This is a genomic window from Microbispora hainanensis (genome assembly GCF_006874475.1).
Lineage (GTDB): Bacteria > Actinomycetota > Actinomycetes > Streptosporangiales > Streptosporangiaceae > Microbispora > Microbispora hainanensis.
Genome location: NZ_VIRM01000062.1, coordinates 36,298 through 55,902, shown reverse-complemented (window position 1 = coordinate 55,902; position 19,605 = coordinate 36,298). Strand labels below are relative to the sequence as shown.

19 protein-coding genes are annotated in these 19,605 nt (G+C 70.4%); 9 read left to right on the top strand and 10 right to left on the bottom strand.

What is annotated here, in order from left to right; all coding sequences use genetic code 11:
- The 3 genes from FLX08_RS34785 to FLX08_RS34775 all read right to left on the bottom strand — a co-directional run.
- Positions 1 to 861: sugar ABC transporter substrate-binding protein (locus FLX08_RS34785; protein ID WP_142624510.1), on the bottom strand; the 861-nt coding region annotated here is incomplete at its 3' end.
- Positions 862 to 969: 108 nt separating this feature from the next.
- A complete protein-coding gene (locus FLX08_RS34780) occupies positions 970 to 2,712 on the bottom strand; it encodes a carbohydrate-binding protein (protein WP_142624509.1) in 1,743 nt (580 codons plus the stop codon).
- A 163-nt stretch (positions 2,713 to 2,875) separates the two neighbouring features.
- Positions 2,876 to 4,894, bottom strand: a complete 2,019-nt coding sequence (locus FLX08_RS34775; protein WP_142624508.1) for a glycoside hydrolase family 127 protein — start codon at positions 4,892 to 4,894, stop codon at positions 2,876 to 2,878.
- Positions 4,895 to 5,252: 358 nt separating this feature from the next.
- Here FLX08_RS34775 and FLX08_RS34770 point away from each other — a divergent pair, with 358 nt between their 5' ends.
- On the top strand, positions 5,253 to 6,269 hold the full coding sequence (locus FLX08_RS34770; RefSeq protein ID WP_244313110.1) for a LacI family DNA-binding transcriptional regulator: 1,017 nt from the start codon (positions 5,253 to 5,255) through the stop codon (positions 6,267 to 6,269).
- A 27-nt stretch (positions 6,270 to 6,296) separates the two neighbouring features.
- On the opposite strand, the gene FLX08_RS43140 is transcribed toward FLX08_RS34770, so the two are convergent.
- Complete coding sequence (locus FLX08_RS43140; protein ID WP_280117151.1) at positions 6,297 to 6,620, bottom strand: hypothetical protein; 324 nt, start codon at positions 6,618 to 6,620, stop codon at positions 6,297 to 6,299.
- Positions 6,506 to 8,125, bottom strand: a complete 1,620-nt coding sequence (locus FLX08_RS34765) for an ATP-binding cassette domain-containing protein (RefSeq protein ID WP_208761852.1) — start codon at positions 8,123 to 8,125, stop codon at positions 6,506 to 6,508. Before FLX08_RS34765 ends, FLX08_RS43140 begins: the two co-directional genes overlap by 115 nt.
- A gap of 211 nt (positions 8,126 to 8,336) precedes the next feature.
- Here FLX08_RS34765 and FLX08_RS34760 point away from each other — a divergent pair, with 211 nt between their 5' ends.
- Together FLX08_RS34760 and FLX08_RS43530 are read left to right on the top strand one after the other, a co-directional pair.
- The gene (locus FLX08_RS34760) at positions 8,337 to 9,215 is read left to right on the top strand and encodes a polysaccharide deacetylase family protein (RefSeq protein ID WP_142624506.1); all 879 of its coding nucleotides are present in this window, start codon (positions 8,337 to 8,339) and stop codon (positions 9,213 to 9,215) included.
- Between the two features lie 28 nt (positions 9,216 to 9,243).
- Positions 9,244 to 9,615: an RraA family protein gene (locus FLX08_RS43530; RefSeq protein WP_142624505.1), complete on the top strand. Its 372-nt coding sequence runs from the start codon at positions 9,244 to 9,246 to the stop codon at positions 9,613 to 9,615.
- Here the strand turns inward: FLX08_RS43530 and FLX08_RS34750 are convergent.
- Positions 9,576 to 11,993: an HNH endonuclease signature motif containing protein gene (locus FLX08_RS34750; RefSeq protein WP_142624504.1), complete on the bottom strand. Its 2,418-nt coding sequence runs from the start codon at positions 11,991 to 11,993 to the stop codon at positions 9,576 to 9,578. The two genes, FLX08_RS43530 and FLX08_RS34750, sit on opposite strands and share 40 nt — an antisense overlap.
- A gap of 221 nt (positions 11,994 to 12,214) precedes the next feature.
- Between FLX08_RS34750 and FLX08_RS34745 the strand changes: the two genes are divergently transcribed.
- On the top strand, positions 12,215 to 12,757 hold the full coding sequence (locus FLX08_RS34745; RefSeq protein ID WP_142624503.1) for a P-loop nucleotide/nucleoside kinase family protein: 543 nt from the start codon (positions 12,215 to 12,217) through the stop codon (positions 12,755 to 12,757).
- Positions 12,758 to 12,822: 65 nt separating this feature from the next.
- Here the strand turns inward: FLX08_RS34745 and FLX08_RS34740 are convergent, their stop codons facing one another.
- Complete coding sequence (locus FLX08_RS34740) at positions 12,823 to 13,290, bottom strand: pyridoxamine 5'-phosphate oxidase family protein (protein ID WP_142624502.1); 468 nt, start codon at positions 13,288 to 13,290, stop codon at positions 12,823 to 12,825.
- A gap of 50 nt (positions 13,291 to 13,340) precedes the next feature.
- A complete protein-coding gene (locus tag FLX08_RS34735) occupies positions 13,341 to 14,009 on the bottom strand; it encodes a DUF899 domain-containing protein (RefSeq protein ID WP_142624501.1) in 669 nt (222 codons plus the stop codon).
- Positions 14,010 to 14,105: 96 nt separating this feature from the next.
- Between FLX08_RS34735 and FLX08_RS34730 the strand changes: the two genes are divergently transcribed.
- Complete coding sequence (locus tag FLX08_RS34730) at positions 14,106 to 14,567, top strand: winged helix-turn-helix transcriptional regulator (protein ID WP_142624500.1); 462 nt, start codon at positions 14,106 to 14,108, stop codon at positions 14,565 to 14,567.
- Between the two features lie 71 nt (positions 14,568 to 14,638).
- On the opposite strand, the gene FLX08_RS34725 is transcribed toward FLX08_RS34730, so the two are convergent.
- Positions 14,639 to 15,106, bottom strand: coding sequence for a MarR family winged helix-turn-helix transcriptional regulator (locus FLX08_RS34725; protein ID WP_142624499.1), 468 nt, complete (start codon positions 15,104 to 15,106; stop codon positions 14,639 to 14,641).
- 80 nt (positions 15,107 to 15,186) lie between these two features.
- Here FLX08_RS34725 and FLX08_RS34720 point away from each other — a divergent pair, with 80 nt between their 5' ends.
- A complete protein-coding gene (locus FLX08_RS34720; protein ID WP_142624498.1) occupies positions 15,187 to 15,366 on the top strand; it encodes a hypothetical protein in 180 nt (59 codons plus the stop codon).
- A gap of 203 nt (positions 15,367 to 15,569) precedes the next feature.
- Here the strand turns inward: FLX08_RS34720 and FLX08_RS42610 are convergent, their stop codons facing one another.
- On the bottom strand, positions 15,570 to 17,351 hold the full coding sequence (locus FLX08_RS42610; RefSeq protein WP_142624497.1) for a glucuronyl esterase domain-containing protein: 1,782 nt from the start codon (positions 17,349 to 17,351) through the stop codon (positions 15,570 to 15,572).
- A 505-nt stretch (positions 17,352 to 17,856) separates the two neighbouring features.
- Between FLX08_RS42610 and tatA the strand changes: the two genes are divergently transcribed.
- The 3 genes from tatA (at position 17,857) to FLX08_RS34700 (ending at position 19,597) form a co-directional block, all read left to right on the top strand.
- Positions 17,857 to 18,144: a Sec-independent protein translocase subunit TatA gene (gene tatA / locus FLX08_RS34710; protein WP_142624496.1), complete on the top strand. Its 288-nt coding sequence runs from the start codon at positions 17,857 to 17,859 to the stop codon at positions 18,142 to 18,144.
- Between the two features lie 236 nt (positions 18,145 to 18,380).
- Complete coding sequence (locus FLX08_RS34705; RefSeq protein WP_142624495.1) at positions 18,381 to 18,905, top strand: hypothetical protein; 525 nt, start codon at positions 18,381 to 18,383, stop codon at positions 18,903 to 18,905.
- A gap of 38 nt (positions 18,906 to 18,943) precedes the next feature.
- Positions 18,944 to 19,597 carry a TetR/AcrR family transcriptional regulator gene (locus FLX08_RS34700; protein WP_142624494.1) on the top strand — a complete coding sequence of 218 codons (654 nt, stop codon included), beginning with the start codon at positions 18,944 to 18,946 and terminating at the stop codon, positions 19,595 to 19,597.
- The last annotated feature ends 8 nt before the right edge of the window (positions 19,598 to 19,605 follow it).

Below are 19,605 nucleotides of genomic sequence, written 5' to 3'. Positions count from 1 at the left end.
ACCCGTCTTCTTCGCGTTGGCGAGCTGCCAGGTGCCGTTCTCCCCGAAGGCGAAGTCTCCGGTCGCGAACTCCTGCCAGCTCGTGGTCTGCGTGTTGTTGATGACCGAGGTCGGCGCGTAACCCTTCTTCACCCAGTCGGCCCACAGCGACAGCGCCGCGACGCCCTCGGGCGAGTCGAGCTTTGTGAGGTTCGCTCCGGAGCCCCAGAACCAGGGCAGGAACTGGAAGCTGCCCTCCTCGGTGCCGATGCCTGCGAACGTGATGCCCTTCTTGCCCGCCGCCTTCACCTTCTCCAGGGCCGCGGTCAGCGACGCCCAGTCCTTCACCGCGTCGGCGTCCACCCCGGCCTTCTTCAGCACCTCCTTGTTGTAGTAGAGGGCGAGGGTGTTGGCCCCGATCGGGGTGCCGTACGTCTTGCCGCCGAGCTGACCGGCCGCGAGCAGGTTCGGCGAGGCGGCCGAGGTGTCGATCTTCGTCTCGTCGGTCGAGGTCAGCACCCCGGCCTCGGCCAGCGTCGAGACGACCGGGTTGTCCACGATCAGCACGTCCGGCGAGTTGCCCTGCTGCGCGGCCAGCAGCGCCTTGTTCGTCAGGTCGGTGGTGTCGTAGCCGGTCCGCTTGACGGTCACCCCGGCCTGGGTGCCGCACTGCGAGAGCAGCTTCACCCAGTCGGAGGAGTCGTCGAACTGCGGGTAGGGGTCCCAGATCGTGTAGGTCCCGCCCCCGGCGGCCTGGCTCGCACCCGCCGAAGATGCATCGGTGCCGTCGGGCTGTGACGAGCACGCGGTCAGACCGCCCGCGACGGCGAGGACCACCAGGCCCAGACCGGCGGCGCGCCGGCCTTTGTCGAGGCTTCTCATATCGTTCTTCCTTTCGACGGCCGGCGTCCGGCCGCTGTCATCTCGTTCACCGGAGCGGGTCTGCGCGGTCAGGGTGCGAACCCGCGCTGTGGAGAGCTCGGGTGGCGCTCAAGTGAGCTGGATGTAGTCCAGCTCGGCATAGCCGGTCCCGCCGTCGAAGTAGGGGGACCCCTTGGCGAGGCGGATCACGTTGTAGCCCGCCCGCAGGTTCACCGTGGTGCTCACCGTCGCGCCGAACTGGCCCCAGCCGGCCGTGGGCGGATAGCTGACCGTCGTCCAGGCGCCGCCGTTGTACGCCAGCCCCTGTGTCGCGGTCGCCCCGGTGCCGTTGGCGTAGCCGATGGTCATCGTGTACGCCCGGGCCGTGGGCACGTTCACCACGAAGTCGACGTAGCTGTCCGTGGTGTGGTCGCCGTTGTTGTTGTCGATGCGCCCCACGTAACCGCCCTCGGACGCGCTGGAGCTCGTCAGCCGCTGGGCGCGGAAGACCGACGCGTTCTCCGCCTCGTAACGCTGCTGGTAGGACGGCACGCCGCCGACCGGCTGGATCACCAGGTTGTAGGCGCTCGTCGCCGACATGTTCGGCACCGAGACGCTGATCTGCCCGTTGCTCACGGTGGAGGTGCTCGTCGAGATGGTCGTGGGCGCGGTCACGGCGGTGAAGCGGCCGCTCGCGGGAGTCGACTGCAGGGTCACCCGCACCGAGGAGCCCAGCGCGCCGATGCCGGTGACGCGCACCGTGTTGGTGCCCGACTCGTTGCCGAAGACCACGTTGACGATCTTGCGGGTGGAGTCGTAGGAGGCGAAGCCGTCCAGCCCGGTCTGGGTGGCCGGGGTGGTGGCGACCATGCGGCCGGCCATGTCGCCGTACCACTTGTAGAGCCACCAGGTGCCGGTGGGCTGGCTGTTGTTGACGACGAGCCCGTTCATGGTGCCGTATTCGTACCAGAACGCCCGGTGGGCCATCTCGACGCCGGCGCGCTCGAACTTGGCGACGTAGCTGGCGATCCGGCCGGGGACGTCCACCTCGCTCGTCGCGGCGTACTCGTTGATCGCGATGCGGCGGGGGCTGATGCCGAGCGAGGACTCAAGGGAGCGGTAGTCGGCGATGTGCGCGGCGATGGCGGTGGGGTCGCCCAGCTCGTGCCAGCAGATGACGTCGGGCAGCGTGCCCGCGGCCTTGGCGCTGCTCAGGAACGACGACAACCAGGAGCGGTTGTAGTAGGAGGTGCTCGGGCCGACGATCGGCGTCGTGGTGTCGAGCGCCCGCACCGCCCGGTAGGTGCGCGTCCAGCCGTCGTTGAACGACCCGGCCGCGGAGGTGTTCCAGGTCCAGTCGGGCTCGTTCCACAGCTCCCAGCCGATGACGTTGGTCACCGTGGTCGCGTTGCGGCGGGCCCCGGCCATCGTGTTCACCTTCGCCAGCCAGTCGTTCCAGCTCACCCACTGATAGGGGAAGTTCGGGTAGATGTCCGGCATCCGGATGAATTCCCCCGCCCCGACGCGGGTGGCCTGCGGGGCCACGAGCAGCGCGTCGCCGCCGGGCGGCTGGCCGTTGGGCCGCTGTCCCACGCCCGGCGCGGGCTGCGTCAGCGAGTTGACCTTCAGCGGCAGCAGCGCGGAGTCGGCCGGCCTGCTGTTCTCCGCCAGGCCGTACAGGCCGCCGGCGGCGACCTGGGTGACGGGCCGGAAGGGCTGGGCCACGTTCACCGTCAGGGTGGCGCCCGCCGCCTCGGCGGGCGCGATCGGGACGAGCGCCCCGACCAGTGACACGGACAGTGACACGGACAGCGATACGGACAGCGATACGGCCAGCGCGGGCAGCGGGGTCGTGCGTCGGGGTCTGCGCATGTACCTACCTCGCTCTTTCTGGGGCTCAGGTGGGGGGTGGAGAGGAGGTGAAGCCGGGAACCGCCCGCCCCGAATCCGGCGGCGCGCGCCGCGGGCGGTTCCCTGTGTCGCCGCGGGCCGCATGGTCTGTGCATGGTCTGTGCATGGTCTGCGGCCCGCGGAATCATGGCGTGGCGACCGGGATCCAGACCCGCATCGGGCCCTCGCTCCGGTTGCCCCACAGGAAGTACGGCACCGCCGTGAGCGTGAGCGGCGTGCCCGGCCGCTCCCGCCTTCTCCCGGTGACGTACAGCGAGTCGCCCACGTGGGCGACCTGCCCTCCGACGTTGATCACGACGGGGATGTCCGGCGTGTTCTCGCCCGATGTGGTCGACGCGGCGGTGACCGCGGGGGCGGCGGGGTCGAGCCGCACGTCTTCGAGGACCGTGCCGGGCGGCAGGTCGGCCTGCTCCAGGCAGTACACGAGCGGGCCGCGCGCCAGGGCGACGCAGCCCCGCGCCGCGTCCACGCGCGGATGCGCGGTCACGTGCCGTACGGGCATGTCGAGGTCGAGGACGACCGTCGTGCCCGGCGCCCAGACCCGGGTGAGCCGGATGTAGCCGTCCCGCACGGGGGCCATCACCGGGCCGCCGTCGATCCTGACCGTGTACGCGTCGCACCAGGCCGGCACGCGCAGCGAGAGCGTCCACGAGGCGGTGGTCTCGGCGCTCACCGTCAGCTCGATCCGGCCCTGCCAGGGATATTCGGTGCGTACGTCCACGTGTGCGGCGGCGCCCGCGACCACGGCGTCCACGCTGCCCGAGGCGTACAGGTGGATCTGCAGGCCGTCGTCGTGGGCGGTCGCGAGATAGCCGTGCAGCGAGGCCATCAGCCGGGCGATGTTGGGCGGGCAGCAGGCGCACGAATACCAGGACAACCGGCGCGCCGCCGCCTCCTCGCCGGAGCTCGAATGTCCCGTGCGCAACTGGAGGGGGTTGGAGTAGAAGAAGTGCCTGCCGTCGGACGACACGGCGGGGGCGACCGCGTTGTAGAGCGCCCGCTCCATCTCGTCGGCGTAGCGGGCCCGGCCGGTGGCCAGCAGCAGCCGCCAGTTCAGGTGGACGCTCGCGATCGCCGCGCAGGTCTCGGCGTACGCCCGGTCGGCCGGCAGCTCGTACGGGTCGCCGTACGCCTCATCGCGGTGGCGCGAGCCGTGCGCCCCGGTCACGTAGGTGCGCCGGTTGACGGCGTCCTCCCACAGTCGCTCGGCCGCGTCCAGCAGCATGTGGTCGCCCGTCTCCACGCCCACGTCGACCATCCCGGCCAGCAGGTAGAGCTGACGTACGGCATGGCCGGTGACCTCGCGGGCCTCCCGTACGGGCACGTGGTCCTGGTAGTAGGCGGGCCCGAACCGCCCGTGCCCGAGCAGCCCGCGTCCGCGCAGGTCGAGGAACCGGCGCGCCAGATCGAGATAGGGCCGGTGGCCGGTCAGCCGATAGAGCTCGGCGAGCGCGGTCTCGATCTCCGGATGCCCGCAGACCTCCTCGACGCCGTCCGGGCCGAACCGCTCCACCAGCAGGTCGGCGAACCGCCGGGCCACGGTCACCAGCTCGGGGCTCGCGCCGGTGCGGGCCGCGGCCACCGCCGCCTGGAAGAGGTGGCCGGCGCAGTAGAGCTCGTGGCTCCAGTCGGGCTTGCGCCACCGCTCGTCCGGTGCGACGACCGTGAAGTAGGAGTTGAGGTAGCCGTCCGCCTGCTGGGCGCGGGCGAGCAACGCGACCGTGTCCTCCACGAACGACCGCAGCGCCTCGTCGCCGGGCGAGGTGCCAAGCTCCCAGGCGGCGGCCTCCAGCGTCTTGTGGACGTCGGAGTCGGCGAACCACATGCCGGCGAACGCCGTGTCCGGCTCACCCGCGGCGGCGCGGAGGTTGCCGATGTTCCCGGCGCGGTGCAGGTTGTCCACGCAGTGCGGCAGCGTGTCCGCGGCGTTGCGCCGCTGCCACTGCCCCAGCAGTCCTCCCGGATCGAGACGGGCCTGGTCCGGGCTCAGCGGCCACAGCGCGGCGACCGCCCCGGGCCCCGGGGCGGCAGACCCCGCAGAACCACGCAGCGCGGCAGGCCCCGCAGAACCACGCAGCGCTACCGGCTCCGCCGAGCCACGGAGGTCGGCCGGGGAGGTCTCTGACAACTTCTGCTCAGTCATGCCTCATCTTTCGTGGAGCAGTGGTCCTGCAGTGGTCCTGCAGTGGTCGTGCGGTGCTCGTGCAGGGGTCGTGCAGGGGTCGTGCAGGGGTCGTCCGGCACGCCGCCGAGGAGTCTCCGGCTCATGGCGAGGGACGTGGGAGGTCCGCCGAGGCGGACCTCCCTGGTGCGTGGCGAAGCGAGAAGCCCTGGGGCAAGTCGCTCGCGTTAGGAAACTAGGAAAACGATTGCCGTCACGGTATCCAACCGCCTTCCAGGCCGTCAATAGCCTGTTTCCGCGTTGTTACAGCGGCTTCGTCGTCGCACGTACGGCCTATAGAGTGGGTGCCAGGCAACCCCTCAAGGAAAGTGGAGGAAACGTGGGAAAGCTGGAGCGTCATGCCACGATCGCCGACGTCGCGGCGCTGGCCGGGGTGTCGGTGGGCACGGCCTCCAAGGCGCTCAACGGACGCGGATCGCTGCGGGAGGAGACCCGCATGCGCGTCAGGGAGGCGGCCCGGCAGCTCAGCTTCGAGGCCAACGCGGGCGCCCGCAGCCTGCACTCGGGCCGCACCTACACGGTCGGCATGATCACCACCGACACGATCGGGCGGTTCAGCATCCCCGTGCTGATGGGCGCGGAGGACGCGCTGGGCGCCGGGGAGATGTCGGTCTTCCTCTGTGACGGGCGCGACGATCCCATCCGCGAGCAGTACTACGTCAAGACCCTCCTCAGCCGCCGGGTCGACGGCATGATCGTCACCGGCCGGCGCACCGAGGCGCGGGCGCCCATCGGCGCCAACCTGCCCGTGCCCGTGGTCTACGCGTTCATCAGCTCCGCCGACCCCGGCGACTGCTCCGTGGTCCCCGACGAGGCGGGCGGCGCCCGCAAGGCGGTCGAGCACCTCCTCGCCGTCGGACGCACCCGGATCGCCCACGTCACCGGGCCCGAGCACCACAACTCCGCCCGGGTGCGCGCGGCGGCCGCCGCCGAGCGCCTCGCCGAGGACGGGCTGTCCCTGGTCGCGCCGCCGCTGTTCGGCGGATGGAGCGAGGTGTGGGGCCGTCAGGCCGTCGGCATCCTCCTCGCCGGCCGGTCCGAGTTCGACGCCGTCTTCTGCGGCAGCGACCAGATCGCCCGGGGCGTCTGCGACGCGCTGCGGGCCGCCGGCCGCCGGGTGCCCCAGGACGTCGCCCTCATCGGCTTCGACAACTGGGACGTCATGACCGAGGCCTGCCAGCCGCCGCTGACCAGCATCGATCTCGACCTCGAAGGGCTCGGCCGGTCGGCGGCGGAGATGCTCCTGGCCGCCATCAACGGCTCCCCCTCCCCCGGCCGGCACGCCCACCCCTGCCGGCTCGTGGTCCGGGAGTCGACCACCATGCCGCTCCCGTGACCCGTCCGGCCGCTCCGCCGTACGGCGTCAGCGGTGGAGCGCGTCCGGGGCGTCCTGTTCGACGAGGAAGCCTCCGGACTGGTGGTGCCAGAGCCGGGCGTAGGGGCCGTCGGCCTGGAGCAGTTCGTGGTGGCTGCCCTGCTCCACGACCTGTCCCCGGTTGAGCACGATAAGCCGGTCCATGCGGACGACGGTGCTCAGTCGGTGCGCGACCACGAGCGCCGTACGGTCCTCCATCAACTGCCAGAGGGCTTCCTGGACGAGGATCTCGCTCTCGGAGTCGAGCGCGCTGGTCGCCTCGTCGAGCAGCAGGATCGGGGCGTCGCGCAGGATGGCGCGGGCGAGCGCGATGCGTTGCCGCTGGCCGCCGGAGAGCTGACGCCGCGCTCGCCGACCAGGGTGTCGAACCCGTCCGGCAGCGACTCGACGAACTCCGTGACGTGCGCCGCCCGCGCGGCCCGGAGGATCTCGGCCTCGGTGGCGCCCGGCCGGGCGAACGCGAGGTTGTCGCGTACGGACCGGTGGAACATGGCGGGCTCCTGCGGCACGTAGGCGATCAGGCTGCGCAGGTCGGCCTGACGCAGCCGGGCGATGTCCTGGCCGCCGATCAGGATCCTGCCTCCGTCCACGTCCATGAGCCGCAGCAACAGCCGGGTGAGCGTGCTCTTGCCGCCGCCTGACTGGCCGACCAGCCCGATCTTGGCGCCGCTGCGGATGTCGAGGTCCAGGCCGTCGAACAGGGGCGTGCCGCCGCCATACCCGAACCGCACCCGCTCGAAGCGGATGCTCGCGTCCACGGGGCGCAGCGGCTGCGGATCGACCGCATCCACCACGGTGGGCGGCACGAGAAGCAGCTCGGTGAACTGGGCCGCCTCGGTGAGCACGCTCTCGACGCGCCGGTAGATCTGGTTGAACTCGAACATGATGCTGATCGTGTTCGTGTAGTAGGTGAACGTCACCACGATGGCCTCCACGCCGAGGCCGCCGCGGAGCGCAACGGCGAGGAGCAGGCCCACGGTGCTGGTGAGCACCGACAGCGGGGCGACGACGGTATCCACCCGGAGGTTGCCGTAGTCCCAGGACCGCAGGGACAACCTGCGCTGCTCGGCGATCCTCGCCCGATATTCGGCGGCTTCGCGCTCCTCCGCGGCGAACGCGCGGACCGTGTCCATGTTGGCCAGCACGTCGGCGACGTGCCCCGACACCCGCACCTTGGCGGCCTCGCGCTTGTCGACCAGCACCCGGCGGCGGCGGATGAGCGGGGTGACGAGAACGCCGCTGACGATGACGAGGCCCACGAGGACGACGACCAGCAGTGGGTGGTATCGCCACAACACAACCGAGGCGAAAATCAGGGGCACCAGCTTGGCGACGACCGAGAAGGTGAGCGTGTCGACGAACTCCTCGAACCTGGAGGAGAACCCGATGACCCGCTTGGTGAGCGAGCCCGCGAAGTTGTCGTGGAAGAACGCGGCGTCCTTGGCCAGCAGCTCGTCCATGCCCACCACGCCGAGCCGCTCGATGCCCCGGGCGTCGGCGCGGTTGAGGAAGTGCAGCCCCACCCGCCACAGCGCCTCGCCCGCCAGCAGCATCGCGCCGAAGCCGAGGACGTACGGCAGCAGCACGCCGACGGTGCCGTCCCCGCCCTCGGACAGATGCCCCACGAGCCCGGCCACCGCCAGCGGCGCCAGGTAGAACAGGCAGATGTTCCCGATGGCCGGCAACGTCAGTGCGGGCACCGCGACCCGCCATTGGCGCCGCAGCTCGCCGAAGTAGTACTGCAGCACCAGCAGAACCGCGGATTTGCGCGCAGATGGGCCGCTATCGGCGTCCTCGATCGACCCCAGCGCAGTCATGAGCCCTCCCCCGAACGCCGAACCCGCCGTGGTCATGGTCTCGTAGCGCATGAGGGGAGAGCGAGCGATTTTCCGGCGCCCGGGCGGGCGTCGTTCCTGCGCACATACGGGGAACGGAAGCGATAGGGCCGGACGGCATCGCCCCACGTCACGCGGCAGGCCCTCGCCGCCCGTGTCCGTCCCGCCGGCACCCGGAGGAGAGGATGCGCCGATGGCCAAGGAAATCTTCGTGGCGTTCGGGATCGACGTCGACGCGGTCGGCGGCTGGCTCGGGTCCTACGGCGGTGCGGACTCCCCGTGCGACATCTCGCGGGGCCTGTTCGCCGGCGAGGTGGGCGTGCCGCGGCTCAACGCCTTGCTGGACAAGTACGGCCTGCCGTCGACCTGGTTCTGGCCCGGTCACTCCATCGAGACCTTTCCCGAGCAGTTCGCGCAGGTCGTGGCGGCCGGACACGAGATCGGCGTGCACGGATACAGCCACGAGAACCCCATCGCGATGAGCCGTGAGCAGGAGTCGGCCGTCCCCGACCACTGCATCGACCTCATCGAGACGCGCACCGGCCGGCGCCCCACGGGGTACGTCGCGCCGTGGTGGGAGTTCTCGCCGGTCACCAACGAGCTGCTGCTCGAACGCGGCATCAAATACGACCATTCGCTGATGCACCGCGACTTCGAGCCCTACTACGTGCGCGTCGGCGACACCTGGTCGAAGGTCGACTATGGCAAGGATGCCCGCGAGTGGATGAAGCCGCTCGTCCGCGGGGAGGAGACCGGCCTCGTCGAGATCCCGGGGAGCTGGTATCTCGACGACCTGCCGCCCATGATGTTCGTCAAGGCCAGCCCCAACAGCCACGGCTTCGTGAACCCGCGGCATCTCGAGGAGATGTGGCGCGACCAGTTCGACTGGGTCCACCGCGAGTCGGACTACGCCGTCTTCACCATGACGATCCACCCGGACGTCTCGGGCCGCCCGCAGGTCCTGCTCATGCTGGAGCGCCTCATCGAGCACATCGGCGGGCACGAGGGCGTCCGGTGGTCCACGTTCGACGCCATCGCGGACGACTTCACGGCCCGCCGCCCCCGGTCGTGACCACGCGTACGCCGCCGAGACCTGCGACGTGGGACAGACGGCCACCCTGGCCGGTCTCGACCTCGGTATCAAGACGCTCGGCGCCAACCCGCGCAAGAGCGCCAAGACCTGCCTGGGAGATATCGATGTCCCCGTGAGCTTCGGCGGCGTGACCTTCGCCCCCGGCGCATGGCTCCACAGCGACGAGGACGCCATCCTGCTCAGCGACCACCGCCGCCCCACCTGTCTGCGCGCCGCCCGACCTGTCTGCGCGCCGCCCGGCTTGCCTGCGCGTCGCCCGGGCCTACCTGCGAGTTGCCCCACCGTGCCTCCCGCCTCACTCCCGCCACCGCCCGGTCCTGTCCGCGTGCCACCCCTCTATCACTCACGCAGCCGCCGGGCTGTTCCCAGGCGGTGGTAGGTGAAGGCCCAGCGGTCGGTGCCGGCTTTGCGGCGGGTGTAGCGCTCGGGGTGCTGGTAGCGGTCCCGGTTGTGGAACTGGCAGGCCGGGCCGAGCAGTTTCAGGTCGGTGAGGCCGCCGGTGCTCCAGTTGTCGGCGTGGTCGATCTGGCACATGGTGGCGGGCAGGGGGCAGCCGTCGATCCAGCAGGTGGCATACCGGGCGAAGATGGCCCGTCGTTGGGCGGGGGTGGCCAGGCGGACTTTGCGGCCCATGTCGAGGATCTGTCCGTCGGCGTTCATGACGATCCGGACCAGGGTGCTGGTGCGGGCGAGGCGGTGCACGCTGGAGAGGGGCAGCACCTGCCCGGTCGCCAGCAGCAACCCCGGCACCATCCCCAACGACGCCCCCAACGCTGGTCCCAGTGACGCCCCCAGCGCCGTCCCCTGGAACGCCCCAGGCGGCGTGCCTGCCGACGCTCCCGGAGTTGCTTCCGGTGACGCACCCTGCGCCACTCCTTGCGCCGCTCCCGGTGACGCACCCTGCGCCGCTCCGCGCGTCCCTCGCCCGGCTCTCGGTGCTGTTCTCGATGCCCTCCCGGGTGGTGTCTCCGGCTCCGGTCCCGGCCCGCCGGGCGCCGTTGCCGACGCCCCCTGTGCTGTTCCCGGTGCCTGCGCCGCGTGGGAGCAGCGCGCCTCGCCGCCGCACCGGCACGCGCCCTGGCCATGCCGGCACTCCCCCGCAGGCCGAGGCCCGGCGTGGGTGTGATGTGGGGAGGCATCCTCGGGAGGAGGATCCGGCCGCCCCGCCTCCGAAAGCGCCGCATCCGAAGACGCCGCATCCGAAGGCGCTACCTGCGATAGCGGTGCGCCCGAAGACGCTGTGTCCGAAGCCGTCGCGTCCGAAGCCGTCGCCCCCCAAGACCCTGTGTCCGAAGGGGCCGTGTCCGAAGGAGCCGTGTCCGAAGGAGCCGTGCGCGAACGCCCGCCAGCGTCGGCAGGCCGTGCCGACGCGCGCCGCGTGCCGTGGGGTGCTCCAGACGGGGCCGCAACACGGTCGCCGTCTCCGCCCACGGTGGGCCCGCTCTCGTCGCCCTCGGCAGAGCTCGTGCTCGCGGTGTCGTCCGGCGCGCACTCGCCAGGCCGCCGCTTACCGGCCTCGCGCTCACCGACTCCGCAGCCGCGAGACTCCTCATCGCGAAGTCCGGTCGCGGCGTTGCCGGAGCCGGCGGCAGGGGTGGGGTCGGTGGCGGGGTCGGCCTCGCCGGTGGCAGGGTCGCCGGTGTCGCCAGCGCTCTCCGCACCGGCATCTGCCTCGGCCTCGTAGGAAGCAGGGTCGCCGGGGTGGTCGGCGGGGTCTTCGGTGGCTGGGTCGGTGTCTGTGGGGTCGGTGTTTTCGGGGTCGGTGGGGAGGGATTCGGCGCTGACCACGACGAGGAGCTCGGTGACGATCTGCTGCTCCAACGCGGCGATCAAGGCGTCCGCTTGGCGCTCCGTCAGCGTGCGGTCATCACCCTCGGCCTTCTTCTTGGCGTACTCCTGCAACAAGGTCATCAGGCGGGCGCCGGGCTCACGGGGAATGTAGAACTCCCCCTCCACGCCGCCGCCCTTACCGGGCCGGACCCGTAGGAACCGCCGCCCGTAATCGGCCTGCTCATCGCGTTCTTCGCCGTCGGGGTCGAGCACCGCCCGCAAATGGCGGCCGGCCTTGGCCACCTCCGCCGCCCCCGCCTTGCCGGCCAGCTCCACCAGGATCGGCTCGGCCAACCCGGCCTGCTCATCGGTCAGCCCGGCGACGGCGGCGCAGATGGCCTCCACCACCCCCGCCGCCAACTCACCCGCGGCGAACTTCTCCCGCACCTGAGGGAGGCGCGGCAGCTCCGCGCCCAGCATGAGCAGGCGGCCCGCACCGCCCACCGTCATCCCGGCGGCGGTACGCAGCCAGGACCGGGTGGAGGCATGCCCATGCTGCTTGGCCTGCCCTGCACGATGGACCCGGCCTACCCGGTCGGCCAGCGCACACGTGATCCGATCCCGGGCGAACAGCAACTCCTCCGCCTCCGCCAGACAGACGTCCACGTCATCGGGAAGCGGGACCAGCGCCAGCTCCTGCGCCACCTCACGAACCGACCCCACCACCACCCACGACGACCGACCCTTGCCCTGACCGGCACCGGGCGCGCCACCGCTGCTGCTATCGGTGTCGTGGTCGGTGTCGGTGTCGCCCTCGGCGCGGCTCGCACGCTGCTGCGACTCAAGGCCGATGATCGGGAAGGGGTCGCGGGCGGACGAGCCGTCGGACGACCACAGCGGGGAATTGGCGATCAGACGGTCCCACCACTCCCCGTCGCCATCGTTCGAACGACGAAGGTGCTCAGGATCGATGTCGAACAGATCCATCACACCCTCCTCACTTGATTCGAACTGATGTATGTATTCTTTCACGCTAGGTGAGCGAGTAGCAACAGTGCGAAGCGAAGGGTTGGAGCCGCAGGCCAGGCCAAAAAAAGGGCGTACCGGCCGCCGAAGGGGCGGCCCAGAAGGGGCAGCGAAGGGGGCCGCTCAGAGAGCGTGGAAGGCGCTGCCCCAGAAAGCTGCACAGAAAGCGCGAGACTTGGGGCATGACCGGCATTCCTGACCACCTCGGCGTAGGGCGTCCCGTCCCTCGCGTTGAGGACGAGACGGAGCGGCGCGTTGTGATGATGTGCGGCATCGCGGGTTCGGGCAAGACGACGTACGCGCGAGAGCTGGAGCGGCGCGGCTACGTCCGGCTGTCCATCGACGAGGCCGTTTGGGCACACCTCGGGCGCGACGGCGGCGAGCTCGACCCGGAGAAGTACGAGGACCATCAGGCCCGTGCCGAGAACGCCTTGTGGCAGGAGCTTGTGCGCCTGATGCGGGCGGGCCGGAGCGTGGTCCTCGACTACAGCTTCTGGCGGCGTGCGACGCGCGACCGGTACAGGTCACTGATCGAGAGTCACGGATATCGGTGGGAGCTGGTCTACCTGAAAGCGCGCCCGGACACCCTGCGCCGGCGGCTCGCGGCGCGCAACGCTCTGAGCGGGCCGAACAGCGTCACAGTGTCCGAGGAGCTTCTGCGGTCATACCTGGCGGGCTTCGAGGAGCCCTTGGGCGAAGGAGAGCGGGTCATCCCCCAGGAATGAGTCCCCGGCCGCACGGGATGTGTCGGCGGAGCCACGGAGCCGGCGTTCCGGGCCGGAGCGCCCTCTCACTCTCCGGCCGAGGCGGGCGCGTCGTCGACGAAGTCGAAGCTCAGCCACCGGTCGGGACGCGCGGTGAACAGTACGAAGGTGCCGGCGGGGTGGGCCGTCTCGGCCTCGGCGAAGGCGCGGGCGAGGTCCGGCGGCAGGTAGCGGGAGGTGACCGCCGTCACCTCCTCGACCGAAGGCGTCCAGTTCTCCTCCACCACCGTGCACTCGACCGTTACGTACTTGTAGGGGAACTCGGACTGCTGCACGCAGAAGCTCAGGGCCTTCGACCGCTGGAGCAATCGGGTCTTGCGCGCGACCCGGCCCTGACTGCCCGTGAAGAAGTGCAGGTTTCCGCCGGGCGTGTACGCGTACCAGACAGGCACGGTGAGCGGGGGACGGCCGTCGTCGGCGGCGACGCTGAGAACGCCGACGTGCGGCAGGGCGAGGAAGTGCTCGCGCTCGGGGGCGGTGAGCGTTCGTGCCATGGCTGCCTCCCGGGCAGGCGGTCGGGGCTGCGGAAATCGAGGGCGGACGGTCACGGCCACGGCGAGCTGGGGTATTGGTCATGCGGCCGGAGCCGGCTCATCGTCGGGTCCTGCGGCCAGCCCTCGGGGGAGTCCTCCCACTCCTCCTGACGTCCGTAGGGCGTGAGGTCGAGCAGGTTGAAGTCGAGCCGGAGCCGGTCGACCCCTCGGCCGCTGGTGTAGTAGGTGCGGAAGACCTCCGCGCCATCGCGGAGCAGGACGCTCAGCCCGAAGCCGTCGCCGAGCCCGAGGTCGTCGTAGAAGTCGTCACCGGACGAGTACCAGGGCACGGTCCAGCCCATCCGCCGCCGTACGACGTCGATCTCGTCCTGCGGGGCGCGGGACATCAGGATCAGCCGGGTGCGCCGGGCGTTGAGGTGGGACTGGTCGGCGATGTTGTCGGTGAAGGTGGCACAGCCGGTGCACAGCCAGTCCTGCCCCGGGCCCTGCATGAAGTGGTAGATCACCAACTGGCGGTGGCCCTCGAACAGGCCGGGCAGGTCGACCGTAGAACCGTCCGGCGCGGTGAAGCGGTAGCCGTCGGCGAGGCGGACCATCGGCAGCCTGCGCCGTTCCGCGGCCAGCGCGTCCAGCGCCCGGGTGTGCTCCTTCTCCTTGACCAGCAGCGCATCGCGGGCGGCCTGCCATTCCTGTGGCGACACGACCGGGGGACGGTTCACGGCACGCTCCTCTGTGCGTCTCTTAAAGGAACTTATGGTGCCGACGCTAGCAGAGGTCCGTCTCTTCAGGGAACCCTCTCGGCTACCATCGAGCTCATGCAGCGAACCCGGTTCGGCGACATGGCCTGCTCGATCGCCCGCACACTGGACGTGATCGGCGAGCCGTGGTCGCCATTGATCCTGCGCAACGTCATGGTGGGGATCAGCCGCTTCGACCAGCTCCAGCGGAACCTGGGCATCTCCCGGAAGGTGCTGACCGAGCGGCTCAGATGGCTCGTGGACAACGACGTGCTGGAACGGCGGCGATATTCGGAGCGGCCACCCCGGTATGAGTACGCGCTCACCGCCAAGGGGACGGAGTTGTGCGACCTGCTGATGGTGATGGTGCGGTGGGGCGACCGCTGGACGGCGGGCGAGGCCGGGCCGCCGGTGCTGTACCGGCACCATGCCTGCGGGGAGATCGGCCATGTCGAGCTGCACTGTTCCGCGTGCGACCGCCCCATGGACGTCACCGGCATCGACATCCTGCCCGGTCCGGGAGCCGCCGTCACCGCATGACCCGTCTCCCTTGCGCCGGGCCGATCCCCGGGCCTATTGCGGGCCGGTCGGCGGGCAGATCAGCGGGCAGATCAGGGCTGTCCGGCGAGGTGGGCGCCGTTGGTCGCGGCGATCACCCGGGTCAGCGCCTGGTGCAGACTCCGCAGCTCGGCCAGCTCCATCCCCAGCCGCTCGACGATCGCCACCGGGACCTTCTCGGCCTGCCGGCGCAGCGCGCGTCCCCCGTCGGTCAGCACGATCGCCAGGGAACGCTCGTCGTCGCTGGCACGGCGGCGCTCGACGTAGCCGGCCGCCTCCAGGCGCTTGAGCAGCGGCGACAGCGTGGCCGGCTCCAGCTGGAGCAACCGGCTGAGGTCCTTCACCGACAAGGGCGAGTGCTGCCACAGGGCCAGCATCACCAGATATTGCGGGTGGGTCAGGCCCATCGGTTCGAGCAGGGGCCGATAGAGACCGATGACCGACCGTGAGGCGACCGCCAGGGCGAAGCAGACCTGGTTTTCCAGGGCCAGTGGGTCGGCGATGTCGCCAAAGTCACTCATGTGCACCTCCATGGCCATGCTAGGCCATTAGTACACTAACTGTTAGTGCACTAAGCATCGCCGAGAACACAGGAAGTGTCATGGCTCGTAGGAAGAGTCTCGAAGAGCGCATCGCCGACCGCGTCGCCAAGCGGCCGCCGATGAAGGACAGCAAGCACTTCGAGCACGGCCCCGCCAAGTGGATATTCGCCAGCGTCCTGGCGCTCACGGTGCTCATCCATTTCGTCATCGTCGCCGTCGTCATGCTCTTCGGGCACTGATCTCCGCGCATTGATCTTCGGGCACTGATCTTCGAGCGCTGATCTTCGAGCGCTGACGGAGGCCGAGCCCCGCCGCGGACACGCAGAGGGGCCCGCGGCGTGGTCGCCGCGGGCCCCGATCGTCAGCGTCCGGCCGAACGTGCGATCGGACGTCGGATCGGACGTCGGATCGGACGTCGGATCACCCGTGGATCAGCCGTGGATCACGGGCTGGTGCAGGTGGCCGACGGGGTGGCCGAGGTCCCTCCGGCGAGGAAGCCGAAGGTCGTGCTCCCATTGGCCGCGACCGAGCCGTTCCACGACTCGTTGCGCACCGTCACGTCCGAGCCGGAGCCCGAGTGTACGCCTCCCCAGATCTGGGTGATGCTCTGCGAATCCGGCCAGGTCCAGTTCACGGTCCAGCCGTTGATCGACGAATTCCCCGCACGCACCGTGACCTCGCCCTGCCAGCCGCCGGACCAGGAGTTGACCACGCGGATCGTCGCCGAGCACGCGCCGCTCACTCCGCCGGACGGCGAGGGGCTCGGGCTGGGAGACGGGCTCGGGCTGGTGTTCCCACTCGGGGACGGGCTGGGGCTGGGCGAGCGGCTTGGGCTGGGACTGGGACTGGGACTGGGGCTGGGGCTGGGACTGGGACTGGGGCTGGGGCTGGGAGACGGGTTGGAGTCCGACAGGGTCGGGGTCGTCCAGTCCTTCCACTGCGACAGGTTGCCGGACTTCCTGGAGGAGATCCGGAACACACCGGGGGTGTTGCCCGTCTTCAGCAGGAACTTCTGGATGTTCTGCTGCAGCGGCGTCCGCCACTCGGAGCGGCTGGCGCAGTGGGTGCCGTCCTGGACGTCGGACCAGTAGCTGATGTTGTCACCCGCGCCGAGCGCCTTGTAGATCTCGGCGCCGGCCAGCGCGGCCACGCTGCCCGACTGGGCGCCCAGCCAGTCGACGTGCGGGTTCTCCATGATGAACAGGCCACGCGGAGCGATCATGCCCACCATCTCGTGCGTGTCGACCGGGAGCTGGTTCGGGTTGCCGGTGAAGGAGCTGAACGCGTCACCCAGCCACGGCTGCTCGGAGTAGGCGCTGCTCAGCGGCTGCGCACCGCTCTCCTGGGCGATGCCGCGCAGGATGGGAACACCGGCGCTGCCCGACTCGATCGGCATCGTCAGCGCGATGCGCTGGTCGAACACGCCGGCCACGAAGGCGCCCTTGCCGTAGCGCGAGCACCCGGTGACGCCCGTCGCGTCCGCCTTGAGGATGCTCCCGCCCGACTGCTCGATGACGTCGATGATGCGGCTGACGCCCCAGGCCCAGGCGGCGAGCAGGCCGGTGCTGCTGGAGGAGCCGTAGATGCTGTAGAAGGCGCCCTGCTTGTTGTTGCGCGGCGTGCCTTCCCTGCCGACCGAGAACGGGTCGTAGCTGATGACCGCGGCGCCACTCGCCTTGATGGTGGCGGTGTCCGCGCCGAATCCGCCGTACACGATGACGGCCGGGAACGGCCCGTTGCCGCTCGGTGCGTCCACCGACGCGGAGAAGCTGGAGCTCCTGCCGTTGGCGGACACGTTCACGGTGATGCCGGTCCGCGAGACCGTGCCCGTGACGCCGGCCGGCTTGCCGGGCTTCTCACCGTAGATGTAGCGCTCGGCCTGCTTCTTGATCTCCTCGCGGCGGCACCGCCAGTCGGACTTGGACGTGATGCGCTGCCCGTTGATCTTCTTGAACGGATCGGGAAGCCGGGAGTTCGACGTCAACTGCCCCAGGTCGGGCACCGGGCAGTCGGCACCCTCGTCCTCGACGCCGGCGGCGGCATTGGCCGCCTGCGCCGTCCAGGGAGCGAGCGCGCCCACACCGGCGTTGCCACCGGGGATCTCGACCACCGCGAGACCCAGCGAAAGCGCGGCGACGGCGGCCACGACGAGCCCGCGGCGCACGCCCGTGCCGCCGGAGAACAGGGCGCGGCTCCTGCCGCCGGAGAAGATGTCGCCGATCATCGGCTGCCCCCGCGGGAGGGCCGGCCGGCATCGATCGAGACTGCAGCAGCCGGTGCCACTGCTGCTGCCGGGACCATGTCGAGCTCCATGAGGCCTTTCACGACAGTGCGTCCTTCCTTCTGGGGATTCCCGGACCTGTCACCGGTCCGCAAGAACCGCCGACACGCGCGCGGGCTGAATTTTTTCGAAGCATCACCGAAATGTTGCAGCCCCTGCAAGGCCCAAATCGGAAGGGGTTTCAGCCCTCTCCAGGGGGAGGATGAGTGCGCTGTTCGCGCAGTTATTACCGCTACTATCGGGCCGACTTTTCCGAAACAGAGACGAAAGTTTCATCGCGCCCGGCCCGGCGAGTGACCGGCCGGCGGCCGTGGTCCGCCGGACGGCCTGACGACGCCGGCGCCCCCGCCCTTCGAGCGGTCCGCCGCCTCGCCGGACGCCCGCGCCGCCTGCCTCTCACCCGATGGCATAGCCTGTGAGCAGGCAAAACGACGACCAGAGGAGAGCCATGGGGTCGCTGAGCCCTGTTCACTGGATGATCGTGTTGGTGGTGCTCGTGCTGCTCTTCGGTGCGAAGAAGCTGCCGGACACCGCGAAGGCCCTCGGGCAGTCGCTGCGGATCTTCAAGAAGGAGACCAGCAGGCTCGGCGACGAGGACGACATCCCCGTCACCCAGGCTCGTACGGCACCCGCCGTTCCGGACGCCGAGGAACGGCTGCGCGCGCTCGAAGAGGAGAACGCCCGGCTCAGGGCCGCTGCGGAAGCCGCGCGGCGAGACGAGCCCGAGGCCCGCTGAGGCGTCTCCCGCGCCCGGCGGCCATGCCCGGCGGCGGAGCCCGCTCAGGCATGGCCGGTTGAGCCCGTTCAGACGGAGCCCGTTCAGACAGAGCCTGTTCAGGCGGGGGCGTAGGCTCGCACCGCTTCACGCCCCGGGACGACCGGCGAGCGCCGTCGCTTGGTTCTCACGTGGGCGCGTACGGAAATCCGGCAGATCGCACGAACCTTTCCGCCGAATCCGGACTCCAACAGGGCATGAAGCATGCCCTCTCGCTCCGCTTTGTCCTTCCCGCCGCCGCGGCGGCCGCGTTGATCTGCGCCGCGGCACTCCCGGCCGGCGCCGCCGCCATGCCGAAGTTCGCCGCGCCCAAGCCCTACGGCACGTCGTTCCAGACCGACCCGCGCCATGACTTCACGAAGCACATTTCGCCCCGGCACGACGGCATCCTGCGGGGCTGGGTCACGTATTACCGGTCCGGGGTGGCGGAATATGAGCCGATCAGGTGGGCGAAGGACAAGACCGGCCACACGGAGGGGCACTTCGAGGGCCCGCCCGAGGGTGACGTGAGGGCCTACGCCTCTCGTGTCGCCAAGAACGTGGTGTTCTACAGCGCCACCGGGTGCAAGGGCACCACGGTGACGGTGAAGAGCGGCGGCCTGGGGGCGAAGCGGTGCTCCCGGAGTGAGCTGATCTCCCGGATGAAGCACACGCATCGTCCGGCGCTCATCACCGTCTATCGCGGCGCGATCGTGAAGGTGCAGGAGATCTACACCCCCTGAGCGACTGAAACCGCCGGGTCGGCCGGCACCACTCCACGTTGGGCCGGACTTCCTCTTCCCCGGGAGTCCGGCCCTTTTTGCCGTACGGCAACGGACATCCGGCGCTGAGCCTGAACGCGGTGGCGAAACAGCTCGGCGTGACGGGACCGGCGCTGTACAAGTACTTCCGCAGCCGCGACGACCTGCTCACCGAGCTGATCCTGGAGAGCTTCGACGACGTCGCCGCGGCCGTACGGGCCGCCGTCGGGCAGGGCGCGCCCCGGGAGCGGCTGCACGCGCTGGCCGGGGCTTTCCGCGCATGGGCCGTGGCCAATCCGCGCCTGTTCCAGCTGCTGGCCGGCACGCCCTCGCCCGGCTACCAGGCGCCCCCCGAGAGCGTGCTGCGGGCCCGGAACGTGCTCGGGCCCTTCCTGCCGGTGTTCGCCGGGGGACGCTGCCGGCCGGGAGCGGAACCGCTGCGAGAGCAGATGCGGAAATGGCTGGAGGAGACCCCGGCGGTCGCCGAGTGGGTGCGTGCGTTCGCCCCCCCGGGGGATGCGGCGACCGCGCTCACCGGCACCGTGATGGCCTGGGCCCAGCTCCAGGGCGTGGTCGGCCTGGAAGTCCAGGGGCAGTTGGCCGGCACGGGGCACAGCGGGGCCGCCCTCCTCGACGCCGTCATGGACGCCCTCGCCGACGGCATGGGTCTTTAACGGGCATG